At 61.3% G+C, this 17,629-nt stretch carries 12 protein-coding genes; 1 reads left to right on the top strand and 11 read right to left on the bottom strand.

The genetic code is table 11. The features are described from left to right. Nucleotides 1–14: 14 nt before the first annotated feature. Nucleotides 15–2,390 (bottom strand): RND family transporter, encoded by a 2,376-nt coding sequence (locus C4J85_RS12245; RefSeq protein WP_124409725.1) that lies wholly within the window; start codon nucleotides 2,388–2,390, stop codon nucleotides 15–17. 15 nt (nucleotides 2,391–2,405) lie between these two features. After that, complete coding sequence (locus C4J85_RS12240) at nucleotides 2,406–3,446, bottom strand: YCF48-related protein (protein WP_177413581.1); 1,041 nt, start codon at nucleotides 3,444–3,446, stop codon at nucleotides 2,406–2,408. Between the two features lie 375 nt (nucleotides 3,447–3,821). Between C4J85_RS12240 and C4J85_RS12235 the strand changes: the two genes are divergently transcribed. Next, nucleotides 3,822–4,937 (top strand): Gfo/Idh/MocA family protein, encoded by a 1,116-nt coding sequence (locus C4J85_RS12235; RefSeq protein WP_124409723.1) that lies wholly within the window; start codon nucleotides 3,822–3,824, stop codon nucleotides 4,935–4,937. A 113-nt stretch (nucleotides 4,938–5,050) separates the two neighbouring features. Here C4J85_RS12235 and C4J85_RS12230 read toward each other — a convergent pair whose 3' ends face one another. The 9 genes from C4J85_RS12230 to C4J85_RS12190 form a co-directional block, all read right to left on the bottom strand. Next, a complete protein-coding gene (locus C4J85_RS12230; protein ID WP_124366872.1) occupies nucleotides 5,051–6,754 on the bottom strand; it encodes an AMP-binding protein in 1,704 nt (567 codons plus the stop codon). Nucleotides 6,755–6,785: 31 nt separating this feature from the next. Beyond that, a complete protein-coding gene (locus C4J85_RS12225) occupies nucleotides 6,786–8,084 on the bottom strand; it encodes an acetyl-CoA C-acetyltransferase (RefSeq protein WP_124409722.1) in 1,299 nt (432 codons plus the stop codon). Beyond that, nucleotides 8,077–8,985, bottom strand: coding sequence for a MaoC/PaaZ C-terminal domain-containing protein (locus C4J85_RS12220; protein ID WP_124409721.1), 909 nt, complete (start codon nucleotides 8,983–8,985; stop codon nucleotides 8,077–8,079). The genes C4J85_RS12225 and C4J85_RS12220 overlap by 8 nt, the downstream gene beginning before the upstream one ends. A 3-nt stretch (nucleotides 8,986–8,988) precedes the next feature. Beyond that, nucleotides 8,989–10,332 carry a 3-oxoacyl-ACP reductase gene (locus C4J85_RS12215; protein ID WP_124409720.1) on the bottom strand — a complete coding sequence of 448 codons (1,344 nt, stop codon included), beginning with the start codon at nucleotides 10,330–10,332 and terminating at the stop codon, nucleotides 8,989–8,991. A 138-nt stretch (nucleotides 10,333–10,470) separates the two neighbouring features. Then, nucleotides 10,471–12,996, bottom strand: coding sequence for an acyl-CoA dehydrogenase (locus C4J85_RS12210; protein ID WP_124409719.1), 2,526 nt, complete (start codon nucleotides 12,994–12,996; stop codon nucleotides 10,471–10,473). Nucleotides 12,997–13,275: 279 nt separating this feature from the next. Further along, nucleotides 13,276–14,721, bottom strand: coding sequence for an outer membrane protein transport protein (locus tag C4J85_RS12205; protein ID WP_124409718.1), 1,446 nt, complete (start codon nucleotides 14,719–14,721; stop codon nucleotides 13,276–13,278). Nucleotides 14,722–14,922: 201 nt separating this feature from the next. Then, nucleotides 14,923–15,408 (bottom strand): alkane oxidation protein activator PraB, encoded by a 486-nt coding sequence (praB, locus tag C4J85_RS12200; protein ID WP_124409717.1) that lies wholly within the window; start codon nucleotides 15,406–15,408, stop codon nucleotides 14,923–14,925. Between the two features lie 118 nt (nucleotides 15,409–15,526). Further along, nucleotides 15,527–16,030, bottom strand: coding sequence for an alkane oxidation protein activator PraA (gene praA, locus C4J85_RS12195; protein WP_124366866.1), 504 nt, complete (start codon nucleotides 16,028–16,030; stop codon nucleotides 15,527–15,529). A 124-nt stretch (nucleotides 16,031–16,154) separates the two neighbouring features. Next, the gene (locus tag C4J85_RS12190; protein WP_124409716.1) at nucleotides 16,155–17,435 is read right to left on the bottom strand and encodes an alkane 1-monooxygenase; all 1,281 of its coding nucleotides are present in this window, start codon (nucleotides 17,433–17,435) and stop codon (nucleotides 16,155–16,157) included. Nucleotides 17,436–17,629 lie beyond the last annotated feature (194 nt).

The raw sequence follows: 17,629 nt of genomic DNA, 5'->3' as shown, positions 1-17,629 counted from the left end.
TGTCGCTCGGGCAATCAGTGGGCAAACAGCGAGTTGCCCTTCTGCCCCGCCAGCTTCTCGGGCTTGATCAGGAACCGCGCCAGTGCCGGCAGCAGCCACAGCGCACCGAACATGTTCCATAGCAGCATGAAGGTCAGCATCAGGCCCATGTCAGCCTGGAACTTGATGGCCGAGAAGATCCAGGTGCACACGCCGATGGCCAGGCACAAACCGGTAAACAGCACGGCTTTACCGGTGGACTTGAGCGTCTGGTAATAGGCTTCCTGCAACGGCAAGCCCGCGCGCAGGAAGCTTTCCAGGCGACTGTAGATGTAGATGCCATAGTCCACGCCGATCCCCACGCCCAGCGCCACCACCGGCAAGGTCGCAACCTTGACGCCGATGCCCATGAACGCCATCAGCGCGTTGCCCAGCACCGAGGTCAGCACCAGGGGCAGCACGATGCACAGGGTCGCCGCCCAGGAGCGGAAAGTGATCATGCACATGGTCGCCACGCACAGGTACACCAGGATCAGGATGGTCAGCTCCGACTCCTTGATCACCTCGTTGGTGGCCGCCTCGATCCCGGCGTTGCCGGCGGCGAGGATGAATTCCAGGCCGTCCTTGTTGTTCTCCTTGGCGAAGTCCTGCACCGCATGCACGGCGCGGTCGAGGGTCTCGGCCTTGTGGTCGTTGAGGAACACCAGTACCGGCGCCAGGGAGCAATTGTTGTTGTACAGGCCGTCGGCGCGGGCGATGGAGTTGTTCAGCACGTCGGGGTTGCGCGACAGGGTTTCCCATTTCAGGTTGCCCTCGTTCATGCCCTTGATCATCTGCTTGGACACAGTGACCAACGAGATCGCCGACTGCACGCCCTCGGTGTTCTGCATTTTCCACATCAACTGGTCGATCGGCGCCATGGCTTCATAGCGCGAGCAGCCTTCGGCGCGGGTCTTGACCATCACCACCAGTACGTCGGAGCTGGTGGAGTAGTTGCTGATAATGAAATTGTTGTCCTTGTTGTAGCGCGAGTCGGGGCGCAGTTCCGGCGCGCCCTGGTCGAGGTCGCCGATCTTGAGGTTCTGGCTGTACCAGAGGCCGCCGCCGAAGGCGAGCAGCGCCAGGGCGATGGAGACCGGCGCGATTTTCGGGTTGGCGAAATTCGACAGCAGGCGCCAGAACGGGTGTTCGCGGTTTGCGTCCTTCTTGCTCCTGGCGATGGCCCGCGGGCTGATGCCGACGTAGGAAATTGCCACCGGCAGCAGGATCAGGTTGGTGAACACGATCACCGCCACGCCGATGGACGCGCCGATGGCCAGTTCGCGGATCACGCCGATGTCGATGATCAGCAAGGTGATAAAGCCGACCGCGTCGGCGAGGATTGCGATCATGCCCGGCAGGAACAGTTGCCGGAAGGTGCGCCGCGCGGCGGTCAGGGCGTTGTCCGCCTCACTCGACTGCAGGGCGATCCCGTTGATCTTCTGCACCCCGTGGGAGATACCGATGGCGAAGATCAGGAACGGCACCAGCATCGAATACGGGTCCAGCCCAAAGCCGAAGAAGTGCATCAGGCCGAGCTGCCAGACCACTGCCACCAGCGTGGTGCTGAGCACCGCGACGGTGCTGCGCAGGCAATTGGTGAACCACAGCAGCAGGATCAGGGTGATGACGAAGGCCACGCCGAAAAACAGCACCACCATCACCAGCCCATCGATCAGGTCACCGACCTTCTTGGCAAAGCCGACGATGTGAATCTTGACGTTGGGGTTCTGTGCTTCGAACTTGTCACGGATCTTGTCTTCGAGTTCATGGGAGAACTTGCGGTAGTCCAGGGCCAGTAACTTGCCCTGATCCTGCGGGTCCGGGTAGGACTCCAGCAGCGGGATATCGACGATGCTCGACTTGAAATCGTTGGCCACCAGCCGCCCGACCTGGCCGGACTTGAGCACGTTATTGCGCAACTGGTCGAGGCTTTGTGGCGAACCGTTGTAGCTCTGCGGGATCACCTCGCCGCCGGCGAAGCCTTCTTCGGTCACTTCGGTCCAGCGCACGCTGGGGCTCCACAGCGACTTGAGGCCCGAGCGGTCAACGCCGGAGATGTAGAACACCTCGTCGTTGATCTGGCGCAGGGTCTCCATGTACTCCCTGGTGAAAATGTCACCGTCCTTGGCTTCCACCGAAATGCGCACCGTGTTGCCCAGGTTGGCCAGGTCGTTGCGGTGTTCCATCATCTTTTCGATGAAGGGGTGCTTGAGGGGGATCATCTTTTCAAAGCTGGTGGACGGGCGAATCAAGGTCGCCTGCCAGAACAGGAAGAGGCTGACCAGCAGGCAGATGACGATCACTGCCGGGCGGTTGTTAAAGATCAGGCGCTCAAGAAAGGTCGCTTTATCGTTGTGATGACTGCTCATTCTTTCCCCGCCTTCTTATTGTTTTGTCGGTTCGGCGCCAGCAGCTGTAGCGACGCGAACGCCGCCCTGCCCGACCAGGATCAAGTTGCCGTTGCCCGCCGCAGTGACCGCCGAGAGTGAGATACGGTCCGGGCGGTTGAATACGCTGAAGGTCTGGCCGTCGTCATGGCTGACGACCACGCTGCCGCCATTGCCCACCACAACGATGGAACCATCCTCGAGCAGGGTCGCCCCTGACAGGCCGAACTCAAGAGCGCCACGGGCAGCATTCAATTCGACCTGCTCCCAGGTGCCGCCGAAGTCGGTGGAACGGTAAAGGTTGCCGCGCAGGCCGTAGGCCAACAGCGTGCGCGGCTGAGCGGTGCCGATCACGCCGAACAACGAGCCCTCATAGGGACCTTCGAGTTTTTCCCAGGTCTGGCCGTCGTCGCTGGAGCGGAACATGCTGCCCTGCTCACCGACGATAAACAGGCCGGCGTCCTTGATGGAGGCGATGGCGTTGAGGTGGAACTGGTCTTCGTTGTCGAGGCGGTCGCTGACGTCTTCCCAGGTCTGGCCGCCGTCGGTGGTCTCGATCAGCGCACCGTAGGCGCCCACGGCCAGGCCGTGATGGGCGTCGTTGAACCATACGTCGAGCAACGGCGCTTCGCGCTTGAGGTCTTGGTATTGCTGGCTCCAGGTGGCGCCGCCGTCGCTGCTGGCCAGGATCTGCGCATCATGGCCGACCGCCCAGCCGTGGCTGGCGTCGACGAAGAACACCGCCGTGATCAATTGCCGGGTGGGGACTTTGGCTTGGGTCCAGGTGCTGCCCTGGTCATCGGAATAGAGGATGTGCCCGCGATCACCCACCGCCACCAGGCGCTGGCCGGCGTGGACCACGTCAATCATCAGGCCTTTGGCGGCCTTGGGGGATTCAATCGCAAACACCGCTGCGGCCGGGGTATCGCTGGCGGCCCGGACGACGCTGGGTAACGCAACGGTGCCAAACAGCGAGAGCGCTGTGGCCAGCAACGCAAGCTTGCGTGCGGCGCGTGGGCGGCAAACAACCCAACCCATGACAGGCTCACTCATAGACCTTTCTCCCATTTATTATTGTTAGGTCGTGTTGCTTTGCGCGGGGCTCTGAAACCTGCAATCTAGAGCGCCTGACGCAAGCACGGGCCATCCTATCGGGCTTTGGAATCGTCTGACAATCGGCGCTACGTTATCTTTTGTTAACTGGCGGCGTTTGGCCACATGGTGAATATAGCTGCATCAGCTCAAATGATGATGTTATGGGACGCGGAGCGTCTCTGGCGGCGTTACCACGCGGAGCGTGGGAACGATCAGGCCGCCCTGCGTGAAATGAATTTTTATTCCATCTATTGAATTTTGAGAATATTTATTCCATTAATACGCTTCCTGAAAACAATAATCCAAAGGACCACGGCGATGCGTGAACTCGGAATCGGCTTGATCGGCACAGGCTTCATGGGGCGCGCCCACGCGCTGGCGTTCAACAACGCTCGGGCGGTGTTCGAACTGCCCGTCACGCTCACACTGGCGGCCCTGGCCGATGCCGACGCCGAGCGCGCGCAGCGTTGCGCCAGCGCCTGGGGGTTTGACCAGGCCCACGCCGACTGGCAGGCGCTGATCGACGATCCCAAGGTCGCTGTCGTGGCCATCACGACCCCCAACCACCTCCACTACCCCATGGCCATGGCTGCGATTGCGGCCGGCAAGGCGGTGTACTGCGAGAAGCCGCTGGCCGTCAGCCTGGAACAGGCCGATGCCATGCGTCGAGCTGCCAGCGCGGCCGGGGTGGTGACGCGCGTGGGCTACAACTACCAGCACAACCCGATGATCGTGCTGGCGCGACAGATGATTGCCAGGGGCGAGCTTGGCGAGATCATCAGTTTCCAGGGCGAATTCAGCGAAGACTTCATGGCCGACCCGGCCTCGCCCTGGTCGTGGCGCTGCGAGGTAGGACACGCTGGCGGCGCGCTGGCGGACCTGGGCAGCCATTTGCTGTCGATGGCCCATTACCTGGTGGGCGATGTGACCAGCGTGTGCGCCGATACCCACACCGTCCACGCTCAACGACCGGCCCTCAAAGGCAGCCATGAACTCAAGAGCATCGCGGTGGATGACCAGGTGCATGCCCTGTTGCGTTTTGCCAACGGCGCGCGCGGCACGGTGAGCAGCAGTTGGATCAAGCATGGCTATAAAAATCACCTGAGCTTCGAAATCAGCGGGACCCTGGGCACGCTGGCGTTCGATCAGGAGCGCTTGAACGAACTGCGCCTGTGCCGAGCCGGCCAGGATGGCTTCCAGCGCTTGCTCGCCGGCCCGGCCCTGCCCGGCTATGCCGCGTTCAGCCCGGCGGCGGGCCACCAGCTGGGGTACAACGAGTTGAAGACGCTGGAGGTTCACGAACTGATCATGGCGCTGGCGGGGCAAGGTGCGGATGGCACCGATTTTGAAGCGGCGTGGGCGGTGGAGCGGCTGGCGACGGCGATTCGAGTGGCCGCCCAGGAAGCACGCTGGGTCAACGTGAACTCAATCTAAATGTGGGAGGGGGCTTGCCCCCGATGGCGGTGTGTCAGCCAGTGCATTTTTAGCTGATACACCGCTATCGGGAGCAAGCCCCCTCCCACAGTTGATCGCAGTCGCCTTCAATATCAGCGCAAGGCTCGGCGCAGTACTTTGCCCACCGTGGTTTTGGGCAGTTCGGTGGTGCGGAACTCCACATAACGCGGCACCTTGTAGCCGGTCAGATATTCCCGGCAATGGGCGAGGATCTGCTCCTGGGTCAGGCTCGGGTCCTTGCGCACCACGATGATCTTGACCTTCTCGCCGGTCACGCCATCTTCCACACCGATAGCCGCCACTTCCGCCACCCCTGGATGCATCGCCACCACGTCCTCGATTTCGTTCGGGTACACGTTGAAACCCGAGACCAGGATCATGTCCTTCTTGCGATCCACCAGGCGGATGTAGCCGCGCTCATCCATCACGCCGATATCACCGGTCGACAACCAGCCTTCGGCGTCCAGCACTTCGGCGGTTTCCTTCGGGCGCTTCCAGTAGCCCTGCATCACTTGCGGCCCGCGCACTTGCAGTTCGCCTTGCTCGCCGATTTCGGCGATTTCGCCGTCTTCACGAACGAAGCGCACCCAGGTCGACGGCAAGGGCACGCCGATGCTGCCGGTGAATTCCATCTCGCGCATGCGGTTGATGTCGATGGGGCTTATGCTCACCACCGGGGAACACTCGGTCAGCCCGTAGCCCTCGACGATCGGCAAGCCGGTGACTTCCTTCCAGCGCTTGGCCACCGCTGTGTGCGTGGCCATGCCCCCGGCGATCACCATGCGCAGGTCGGAAAAGTCCCGCGCGCAGAACTCCTTGTTCTCCAGCAAACCGTTAAACAGCGTGTTGACCCCGGCGATCCCGTTGAAGCGCTCCTTGCGCAGGATCATCTGCACCCGTTTCACGTCCCGTGGGTTGGCAATCAGGATATTGCGCCCGCCCAGGCACATGAACATCAGGCAGTTCACCGTCAAAGAAAAGATGTGGTACAGCGGCAGCAAGGTGACGTTGGTCTCCTGCTTGTCCTGGTCCAGTTGATCACCGACCCAGGCCTTGGCTTGCAACAGGTTGGCAATAATATTGCGATGGCTGAGCATCACACCCTTGGCATCGCCGGTGGTGCCGCCGGTGTATTGCAGGAAGGCCAGCTCATCGCGGCTTATGCTCACGGGCAAAAAATTGAGCGCCCGCCCCTGTTTCAGCACCTGGTTGAAACGCACCGAGCCAGGCAGCGTGAAGGCCGGCACCTGTTTCTGCACGCTGCGCAGGATGAAGTTCATCGCCGCGCCCTTGAAGGTGCCGAGCAGGTCGCCGATGGCCGCCACCACCACGCGCTTGACACTGCTGCCGGCGATGACCTTTTCCAGGGTGTGGGCGAAGTTTTCGAAGATCACCACAGTCTCGGCGCCGCTGTCCTTGAGCAGATGCTTGAGCTCATGGGCGGTGTACAACGGATTGACGTTGACCACCACCGCGCCGGCCAGGATCGTGCCCAGCAGGCAGATCGGGTACTGCAGGCAATTGGGCATCATCAACGCGACGCGGTCGCCCTTCTTCACCCCCTGGCCCTGCAGCCACGCGGCAAATGCGCTGCCCTGGATGTGCCAGTCGGCGTAAGTCATGGGCGTGCCGATGCTGACATACGCCACCCGCTCGCGGAATTTTTCCAGGTGTTCCACGAACACTTCGCGCAACGAGGGGTAAGCCTCGATAGCGGCATCGATGTCCGCCGGCACGCCGGGCAGGTAGGCGTTCAACCAGATGCGTTCGGTGTGTTCCAGGCTGATGGCGTTCATGGCTGCGTCCTTATTGTTGTTGTGGATAGGGCTACTTTTCGACGATGGCGGTAATACCCAGCCCGCCTGCCGCACAGATCGAGATCAAGCCGCGACCGCCGCCGCGCTCATGGATGGCCTTGGCCAACGCCGCCAGTTGCCGGCCACCGGTGGCGGCAAACGGATGGCCGCAGCCCAGCGAACCGCCGTTGACATTCATTTTTGCGCGGTCGATGGCGCCCAGCGGTGCGTCCAGGCCCAGCCGCTCGCGGCAGTAGTCGGGGTCTTCCCAGGCCTTGAGCGTGCACAGCACCTGGGCGGCGAATGCTTCGTGGATTTCGAAGAAATCAAAATCGGCAAAGCCCAGGCCTTCGCGCTTGAGCATGCGCGGTACGGCGTAGGCCGGGGCCATCAACAGGCCTTCGGTGCCGTCGACGAAATTCACCGCCGCCGTTTCGCCGGTGCGCAGGTAGGCCAGCACCGGCCAGCCATTGGCAGCGGCCCACGCTTCGCTGGCCAGCAACACCACCGAAGCGCCGTCGGTCAGGGGCGTTGAGTTGCCGGCGGTGAGCGTGCCGTCCTGGCGGTCGAAGGCCGGCGCCAGGCTGGCGAGTTTTTCCAGGCTGATGTCGGCGCGCAGGTTGTTGTCCCCTGCGAGGCCCCGATGGGGGCTGATCAGATCGTCGAAGAAACCGCGCTTATAGGCCGCGTCGAGGCGTTGGTGACTGGCGAGGGTCAACTCATCCTGGGCCAGGCGCTTGATCTGCCAACGCCTGGCCATTTCTTCGCAGTGCTCGCCCATCGACAGGCCGGTGCGCGGCTCGCCATTGCGCGGCAGCAGCGGCTTGAACAACATCGAAGGGCGCACCTTCAACAAGGCCTTCAGTTTGTCGCCCATGCCCTTGGCCCGATTGGCCGCAAGCAAGGTGTGGCGCAGGGATTCGTTGATGCCAATGGGCGCGTCGGAGGTGGTGTCCGCGCCTCCCGCGATACCCACTTCGATCTGGCCCAGCGCGATTTTATTGGCCACCAGCAACGCGGCTTCCAGGCCCGTGCCGCAGGCCTGCTGCACATCGTAGGCTGGGGTCTGCGGGCACAGCGTGGTCGACAGCAATGACTCGCGCGCCAAGTTGAAATCGCGCGAATGCTTGATCACCGCACCGGCGACGAATTCGCCCAGGCGCTGACCGTGCAGGTTGTAGCGATCCACCAGGCCTTGCAGGGCGGCCACCAGCAAGTCCTGGTTACTGTCATGGGCATACACGGTGTTGGAACGGGCAAACGGCAGGCGGTTACCGCCGATGATCGCCACGCGTCGGGTCGGTGGCGGATTGAAGCTGCAGTCACTCATGTAAGGCTCTCATTCCAGGCGTTTGATCCCACAGCAACAACCCGCGCATATGCGGTTTGTCGCCGGCCACATTGCGCACTTCGAATTCCCGGAGCGGGCCGGTCACGGGGCGGCTCCACAGGGCGACCTGGCCGGGCAGGAAGATTGGCAACTTGAAATCGCAATGGGCCTCGGCGTGGTCCAGGCCACCCGGTGGCTGCTGTGCTGCCAGCGCACGGCCCAGGGTCCACATGCCGTGGGCGATGGCACGGCGAAAGCCGAAAAGTTTCGCGCCCATCACCGAGGTATGAATCGGGTTGAAGTCCCCCGAGACCTTGGCAAAACGGCGCCCCAGATCGGCGGGCAATACCCAGCGCTGGGTGCGTACCAAGCCCTCCTCCTGTAACGGCAGTGCGTCCACCCACAGCTCCCCGACGGGACTTTTCACATTCCGGCGCAGGTACAGGCTGTCGCTTTCCCACACCAGGGCCCCCGCGCCGTAGGCACGGGTCGCGATGCTCAACGCCTGCCCCTTGGGATGGGCGACCCAGCGTTCGCAAAACACTTCCAGGCGCAGCGCCTGGCCTTCATGCAACCGTTGGTGCTGGCGAATACGATTGGCCAAATGCACCATGCCGCTGGCCGGGTAGGGGAAGCCGGGTCGGGTCAGCAGCATCAAGTGCAAAGGGAACGCCAGCACGTGGGGATAGGACAGCGGCACGCCCTGCTCGCGACGAAAGCCACAGGCACGGGCATACGCCGCGATGGCGGCGCTCGACAGCACCACCGCCGGGCGTACCAGACGCTCCCTGGGCAATGGCGGCGCGGCGCCAGGCTCGGGCTTGCGCAAGCCGCGCACAGCGTCGAATACCAGTTGGATGCGCGAGGGTGGCGGGTCGATGATCTGGGTCACGTAGTCCATGGTTCAGGCTCCCAGCAGGCTTTGGCCGCACACCCGCACCACCTGGCTGTTGACCCCACCGGACGCCGGATGCGCCAGCCAGGCGATGGCCTCGGCCACGTCGACCGGTTGGCCGCCTTGAAGCAACGAGTTCATACGCCGCCCGGCCTCGCGGATCAACAGCGGGACTTTCGCGGTCATCTGCGTCTCGATAAACCCTGGCGCCACCGCATTCACCGTCACCTGCTGCGCCGCCGCACGCGGGGCCAGGCCCTGCACCAGGCCGATCACCCCGGCCTTGGACGTGGCGTAGTTGCTCTGCCCGAGGTTGCCGGCGATACCGGAAATCGACGAGACGCACACAATCCGCCCACCGGGGTTCAGGCCGTGGTTGTCCAGCAGCGCCTGGCTGAGCTGCAACGGCGCCTCGAGGTTGACCGCCAGCACACTGCGCCAGGCGGTTTCGGTCATCTTGGCGATGGTCTTGTCGCGGGTGATTCCGGCATTGTGGACCACCACATCGAAGGCGCCATACTGGCTGACATGCGCCTGCAATAACGCGGCGGCATCCGGCGCGGTGATGTCCAGGGGCAATGCCGAACCGTCCACACTGTCGGCGGCCTGCTGCAGGGCCAACTGGGCCTGGGGCACGTCGACGCACACCACATGGGCACCGTCGCGCGCCAACACCTGGGCGATGGCCAGGCCGATGCCGCGGGAGGCGCCGGTCACCAGGGCGCGACGGCCGGCGAACGGTTTGTCCCAGTGAAGGGTGATGTGACTGTCCACAGGCTTCTGGAGGCGTATCACTTGCCCCGATACATAAGCCGAACGGCGCGACAGGAAAAAGCGCAGGCTGCTGTCCAACGCGTCTTCAGCGCCCGGCGCCACGTAGATCAATTGCACGGTGATCGCCCGGCGCAGCTCCTTGGCCAGCGAGCGCACCAGCCCCTCGAGCGCGCGCTGGGCGACGGCCTGGGGCAAGTCCTGGCAATGTTCCGGGGCGGTGCCGAGTACCACCACGCGCGCGTGTTGGCCCAGGCGTCTGGCGTTGGCGTGAAAAAATGTATAGAGCTCATCCAGGTGCTGCAGGTCGGCCACGTGCGTGGCATCGAACACCGCGCCCTGCACCTTCACCGTCGACGGCGCCTTGACGGTCGCCGCAGTAGCGGCGACGGTGTCGGTGCTGCTGAAGAGGCGATGTACATGCTCGGTCAGGCGCCCTGCCCCGGCGACGATGACCGGGTTGGCCAAACCGGGCTGGCCGCTGCGATGGCGTTGCAGGGGCAAGGGTTGCGGCAAGCCAACGGCATGGGCCAGGCGGCGCCCCCAGGGGGAATTGACGAAAGAAAGGTAGCGGTCACTCATAACACAAATCCTGCTTTGTAAATCCGATCAAATGTGGGAGGGGGCTTGCCCTCGATAGCTGAGTGTCAGTCAGTGAATCTGCATCTGAGCCACCGTTATCGGGAGCAAGCCCCCTCCCACATTGGGACCGCGTTTGGATTAATTGACCGAAGCGTTCTCGCTTTGGCTGGCGCGACGTTTGGCGGCGGGCTCCAACGCCTGCTTGCGCTGCTGCAGGGCCTCCAGCAAACCGAAGTCCTGCGGGAAATCGTCGACCTGGATGCCGTGGTCGGCGTATTCCACATAGCGTGCGAGCAAAGCGTCTTCGTCGTCGCTGATCAGGTCCAACGCCCGTGCCTTGACGCGCCAGCCGGTAAAGGCCGCAGACGAAATCGGCATTGGCGCGAGCAGGCCTTGCTTGATGACGGGCTTGAGCCGTGCCTCGATCAGCTCCACTTGGGGCAACAGGCGGAACCCCAGTTCGCCATAGGCCAGCTTGTCGATTTCCGGGCGCGGGATGTAGGAGTTGGCGAGCAAACGGTCGCGGGTTTCGCCGGGGGTCTGTACGACCTCGGCGACTTGGGCCAACAGGCGATCCGACGGTTTGCGCAAAGGAATACCAAACGGGAAACTCAAGCCCCGCAGCACCGCCGCAGCGGCTTTCGACGGGTAATTGTCGAGCACTTCGTCCAGCGCTTCATGGGCGCGCAACAATGCGTCCTGGGCCGCCCAATGCACCAGCGGCAAGTCGGCCTGGGGCCGGCCGTCGTCCTCAAAGCGCTTGAGCACGCAAGACAGGATGTACAACTGCGACAGCATATCGCCCAGGCGCCCGGTGATACTTTCCTTGCGCTTGAGAGCGCCCCCCAGCACCCCCATGGAAACGTCCGAGACCAATGCCAGCACCACCGACAGACGATTGGCCTGGCGGTAGTAGGAAGCCAGCGCCGGGTCGGTCTTGGCCGGGGCAGAAAGCAGCCGACCAGCGGTCAGCGCATGCACCGTGGCACGCACGGTGTTGGCCAGTACAAAACTCACATGGCCGAACATCGCGCTGTCGAACGCCTGCAGGGCCTTGCGTCGATCCGGGTTGCGCGCCGCTTCCATTTCGCGCAGCACATAGGGATGGCAGCGGATCAGGCCCTGGCCGTAGATGATCAGGCAGCGGGTCATGATGTTCGCGCCTTCCACCGTGATGGCGATGGGGCTTTGCTGATAGGCGCGCGCCAGGAAATTATTGGGCCCCATGCAGATGCCCTTGCCGGCGACGATGTCCATGCCATCGTTGACGATCATTCGCGCGCGCTCGGTGACGTGGTATTTGGCGATGGCCGAGATGACCGAAGGTTTCTCGCCGGCATCCAGGGACGCCACCGACACCTTGCGCACCGCATCACAGGCATACAAGTGCCCGGCCATGCGGGCCAACGGTGCCTGCACCCCTTCGAACTTGCCGATGGGCAGACCGAACTGCTTACGCATCGCGGCGTAGGCGCTGGTACCACGGACCGCCACTTTGCCCAGGCCGACGTTGGCCGACGGCAGTGAAATCGCCCTGCCCGCCGCCAGGCATTCCATCAGCATGCGCCAGCCGTTGCCGACTTGTTCGCGACCGCCGATCACCCACTCCAGCGGAATGAACACATCCTTGCCGGTGGTCGGACCGTTCTGGAATACCGCATTCAGCGGCCAGTGGCGACGGCCGCTGTTCACGCCTGGATGGGAGGTGGGAATCAGCGCGCAAGTAATGCCCAGGGCACCTGCGGCACCGAGCAAACCCTCCGGGTCCTTGGCACGGAACGCCAGGCCCAGCACCGTGGCAATCGGGCCGAGGGTGATGTAACGCTTGTCCCAGGTTACGCTGAACCCCAGCACCTCCTCGCCTTCGTGCAGGCCCTTGCACACAATTCCCACGTCGGGAATGGCCCCGGCATCGGAGCCGGCATACGGGCTGGTCAGCGCGAAGCACGGAATATCCTCACCCCGCGCCAGACGCGGCAGGTAATAGTTGCGCTGGGCCTCGGTGCCGTAATGCAGCAGCAGTTCGGCGGGGCCCAGGGAGTTGGGCACCATCACCGAAATGGCCGCCGCCGAGCAGCGGGTCGACAGCTTCATCACCACTTGGGAGTGCGCGTAGTGGGAGAAGCCTTTGCCGCCGTACTGCTTGGGAATGATCATGCCGAGAAAGCCGGCTTCCTTGGTGTATTGCCAGCCCTCGGGGGACATGTCTTGCCACACCTGGGTGGTTTCCCAATCGTTGGCGATGTCGCACAGGGTTTCGACTTCGTTGTCCAGGAACGCCTGCTCTTCGGCACTCAGGCTGGCCGGCGCGGCTTGCAGCAGGCGCTGCCAGTTGGGTTTGCCGCTGAACAGCTCGGCGTCCCACCACACGGTGCCGGATTCGATGGCCGCACGTTCGGTGTCGGACATCGCCGGCATGACCGTACGAAACAGCCCCAAGGCCTTGCTGGTCAACAGCACGCGGCGCAGGGGTTTGATCGCCAGCAACAAGGCCGGCAACACCACCAGCACCGCTGCGACGGTAGTGCCGAATGCGGCCACTGCGTTGAACAGATAGCCAGCCGCCAGCCATACCAGGCCGGCGCCCAGCCACAGGGTGGCAGCGGCTTGTCGATACGCCAGGGCAATCGCCGCGACGAAACCCACCAATAACCAGATAACCATGGGATACCTCTACTTGATTCAGGGCGTGGCACCCGTGCGGACCGCTCGGATTGAGCGGGGCGTAGAGCCACACTACAAACTCGGGAAAATAAATTCAAATTTTGTTTTGAAATTTTTATTTAATGGTCTGGCGAAAATATTCAGGGCTGAACGAGTCAGCCTAATTGCATCAGTCATGTGGCTCCGATTAGGTTCTGCGGATTGTTCTGTAAGCGTGTCAGTGTGCGCCGGGTCTCAAGATGCGCTGAATACCCGGCTTCAACACGGTCAGGTGCGTGACTAGAACTTATAGGTCGCCGACAAGCTCACGACGTCACCTGACGACTCAGCCTTCCCGTCCAGTTGAGCAGCGCCGAGGCGATCGACGTTCTTGGTTTTCAGGTTGACCTTTTCGACGAACTGGTGCGAGTACGCGCCATCCACTGACAGGCCCGGCACTGCCTTGATGTCGTACCCGGCACCAAACGCCAGGAAATAACGATCGCCATCAGGGATCCGCGGATCGCGGGTGGAGTTACGGGTAGGCGTCTGGTCATACGCCACACCTGCACGCAGGGTGAGCTCGTCGGTGGCTTTGTAGTCGCCGCCGATTGAGGTCATCCACGCGTTTTTGTAGTTGTAGGGAATGGCAACAATGGTCGAGCCCTGAGACTTGAGTGTGAGGTCCTGGAACGAGGACCACTCAGTCCACTGCGCACTCACACCGAGCGTCCAGCGGTCATTGAACTGATGGACCCAGTCAATCGCAGCAGTCGCCGGGATATCCAGTTGCGCACTGGCATGCGCGCCATCCGGGAACAGCTTGAGACCGGGATAGGCCATTTCAACCAGCGTCTCTCCGTTCGGACCAATAGGGTTGGTCATTGTGTTACGACCGATGGCGTCCGTATAAACGTCGTACTTGCCGGTCATCTTGTTTTTGATCTTGGCGTGATAATTCAAACCCAGCGTGTCTTGCTGCGTCGGTTTCCACACAACGCCACCAAACCAGCCTACCGAGATGTTGTCGACTTTCACACGCATCAAGGAATGCCCGACACCGGTCGGAAAGCCGGTGCCGCCAAGCCCGGGTGATACATCTGCGGCAGCCAACACATCAACGTTCTGGCTGACGTTTCCCTGGCTGCGCTGAACGATGGCACCCCCACCGACCGAAAATTCATCATTGACCTTGAACGACAGTGAGCCTGTCAGGCCGATGGTCTCGATCTTGGTGTCGACCGCGAAATCCCGCAGCTTTGAGTTTTCGTTCCACGTACTTTTCATACCTTGCGGTACGACCTGGCTCAGGCCAAAAGCGAAGCGGTCGCCGATGGGCATGACCATGAAGCCGGTGGGTAGCCATGCGGTGAAACCGCCCTGGCCGCCATTATTGGTATTGAGCGTCGGATCGCCCAGGTTGCCTTGGTCATCCAGCACCGGCGTATTGGTCACCGGGTTGCCGTTATGGTCATACGCCTGGCCGGAATATTTGATCTTGATCCGGGCGTAATCGACGGTCTGCTGCACGATGGTTGAATCGATGAACGCCATGGCTGCTGGGTTGTTGTACGCCGCACTGGGGTCATTCTTGAACAGAGAACCGCCACCAAATGCGCGGCCCCAACCGGGGGCGCCATAAGTGGGCGTAGAGAACCCGCCCGCCTGCACATGCCCCGTAGTGATCAGGCCTCCCAACAGGGCCAGTCCCAGTAACGTGTAAGCGTGTTGTTTCTTATTATTCATGCGGTACTCCCTATTATTATGTGCGCCCGGCCCCTGCCGGTGGGTCGTGTAGCCATGGAGCGTTGTTCAAAAGCGCCTGTACTGGAACGGTGTATGACAATCAGGGATGGGTGATAGGCGAAGGCGATTTACCGTTGACCGGCGCCTCGCGGGGGGCGCCGGCATTTCAACGGGTGATCAGCCCTTTACGGAGTCACGCGCTTACGGGTTTACCGTGAGCGTCGGGGCCACAACGTTCAGCGAAACCACAGTGCAGTTTCCGCTCAGCGACTGATTGGCGGCCGAAAGGGTTTTGGTCCCTGCAGCCCAGTTGACTGCGATAGGGGTTGGTCCGCAGTTGGTGGCTGGGATCGAGCTGATCTTGTAGCCGACATTGGTCACGCTACCGGTGGTACCCGTCGAGGCAGTCAATACCCAAGGCAGGTTAGTCAGCGTTGGCAAAGCGCACAGACCGCCGCCGGTCAGCGTCGCGCCGTTGATCGAGGCCACGCCACCGCTAACGTTGCCGGTAAAAGTGATACCGCATGTCACTGCCGCGCCAAAAGACGAAGGCGACTTCACCACGATGGTGCCGGCGTTAGTCGAGAACGGACCGTCCGGAGAGACGGAAGCCGCACTGGCCATCGACGCGGCGCCGAAGCACATTGCAAACGAAGTTGCACAAACGAGGGTTTTCAAGCTTTTCATTATTTTGCCTCACATGTAATGGCGAGTTATTTCGCCTGGGGTAATGACCATGAACACGAAGTCACGGTGAAACTGCAGAACTTCGTATTCCAGCCAAATTCAGTTAAGTCCGACAACTTTATTCAACTACTTTGAAATCAGGCGGCATCTTGATTGATACCGTTTTAATGGTGCAGTCATCACCAATAGGTACATTGGCAGCCTCCAACTTGCCGGTGGCGTTATCCCACGTACCGACTGCAGTAGAAGGACCGCACTTGCCGCCCAGACCGAATGCATGCACGTCCACGCTGATCTTCGACATCGAGCCGCTTTTTGTATCCTTTGCAATCAAGATCCATGGCAAATTAATAGCTTCGACCCGGCTGCACTTGAGCCCGCCATCGAACACCACTTTGTCGATATTGACGGATGTCCCATCGGCCGTCACTTTGCCGGCCACCTTGATGGTGCAGTCAGCACTGATCAACGCGCCTTTGGAGAAGCTGATTGGGCCCTGGGCTGTAAACGCGCTACCGGCAGGTTCGATACGGGCGGCCTGTGCGTGATGCCACGCGATCAGGCCCAGCGCGGCCAGTATGACATTAACGGTGAACTTTATAGTGACCTGAGTTACTTGCATGTTTACGCCCTTCCCTTGAAATTATTTTCGTTCGGGTAAACAACCATCCTGCAACTAAGCTAACAAACAATCGACGTAGAAATCCTTATCGAAATACACTCGAAAAACGCGTTTTTATTTCAAATTAAAACGGCTTGGCTTCGCCGCTGTACTTCTCCAGATACTTCAAGCGCTGTGAAGGCTGGAGATTAGCCAAGGTGATATCACCGGCATAATGATTCAATACACGATGGTCCATCCGGCGCCGCCACAAATACGGCACATAGGCCCAGATAATCATGCTCGCGTAACCATAGGGAAGTTGCGGCGACTCATCAAAGTGGCGCAACGACTGATAACTACGCGTGGGATTGGCATGATGATCGGAATGCCGTTGCAATTGAAACAGGAAGATATTGGTGACTATTCGATTACTGTTCCAGGAGTGCCGCGGCGAACAGCGCTCATAACGACCATTGGGCAATTTCTGGCGCTTGAGGCCGTAATGCTCGACGTAATTCACCACTTCCAGTAACGAGAAACCGTAGACGCCCTGGATAAGCAGGAACGGAATCACTGCCGCGCCCAGCCAGGCAATCATCGCGCCCCAGAGCAGCACGCTGTACATCCAGGCGCTGAGCACCGCATTCTTCCAGTGCCAGGCCGGCAGGCCAAGTTTGCGCAGGCGTTCGCGCTCCAGGTTCCAGGCCGAGCGAGCGCTGAACCATACCGAGCGCGGCAGGAAGGCCCAGAAGCTTTCACCCAGGCGCGAACTGGCCGGATCTTCCGGTGTGGCGACACGTACGTGGTGGCCACGATTGTGTTCGGTGTAGAAATGCCCGTAGAACGTCGGCGCCAGCGTGACCTTGGCCAGGAACACTTCCAATGGCTTGGGTTTGTGCCCCAGCTCATGGGCGGTGTTGATCGCGATACCGGTAGCGGCCCCGGTGGACATCGCCATACCCAGATAAGTGAAGCCACTGACGGGGCCGTGCAACTCGGTGCGGGCGCTAATGAACGCTGCGGCATGTGCCAGCCCGCTCGATGGATCGAGGGTCGCGGTGGCCCGCAGCAGCCCGCCGCCGATGATCCAGTCAATGCCGCCGGCGGCGAGCCAACCGGTGATCACGACCGAGGCGATCACAAACAGCACGCCGGTATAGACGATCCAACGGTAGTAGTGCTGGGATTCGAGATGGCTGACGGCAGATTCCGGCGGGTTGCTGAGGTCTTCACCCAACAGGCCGTCGATCAATGGGATCAGGCCGAAGATGACCAGCACACCGATCCACCACAGTTGCTGAATACCGGTGCCGATAGCCAGGGCCCCCGAGAGCAGTGGAGTCGCCAGGGGCATGATGCCGAGCCACCATAGGTAACGCTTGCCGTCGGCCCAGACGCCTGGCACCGCCAGGGACGGGTTCATGCCCACCTCCGAGCGCAGGCGGAGGCAGCAAACAGGAGGGCGGAGCGCTGGCCGCTCCGAGACATCAACCATGCGATAAAAGGCGTTTTTTTCATTATTTTATTCGCTCTTAGGCATTTCAAAAAATGTTTCAAATTAGAAATTGAAATAATTTTTTAAATAAATAGCGCGGAATCGTTAGGTCGTCAACCAGT

Source organism: Pseudomonas sp. R4-34-07 (genome assembly GCF_003852375.1).
Taxonomy (GTDB): Bacteria; Pseudomonadota; Gammaproteobacteria; order Pseudomonadales; family Pseudomonadaceae; genus Aquipseudomonas.
Note: the sequence above shows the minus strand (reverse complement) of the source record. Positions and strands in the feature narration are given on the sequence as shown.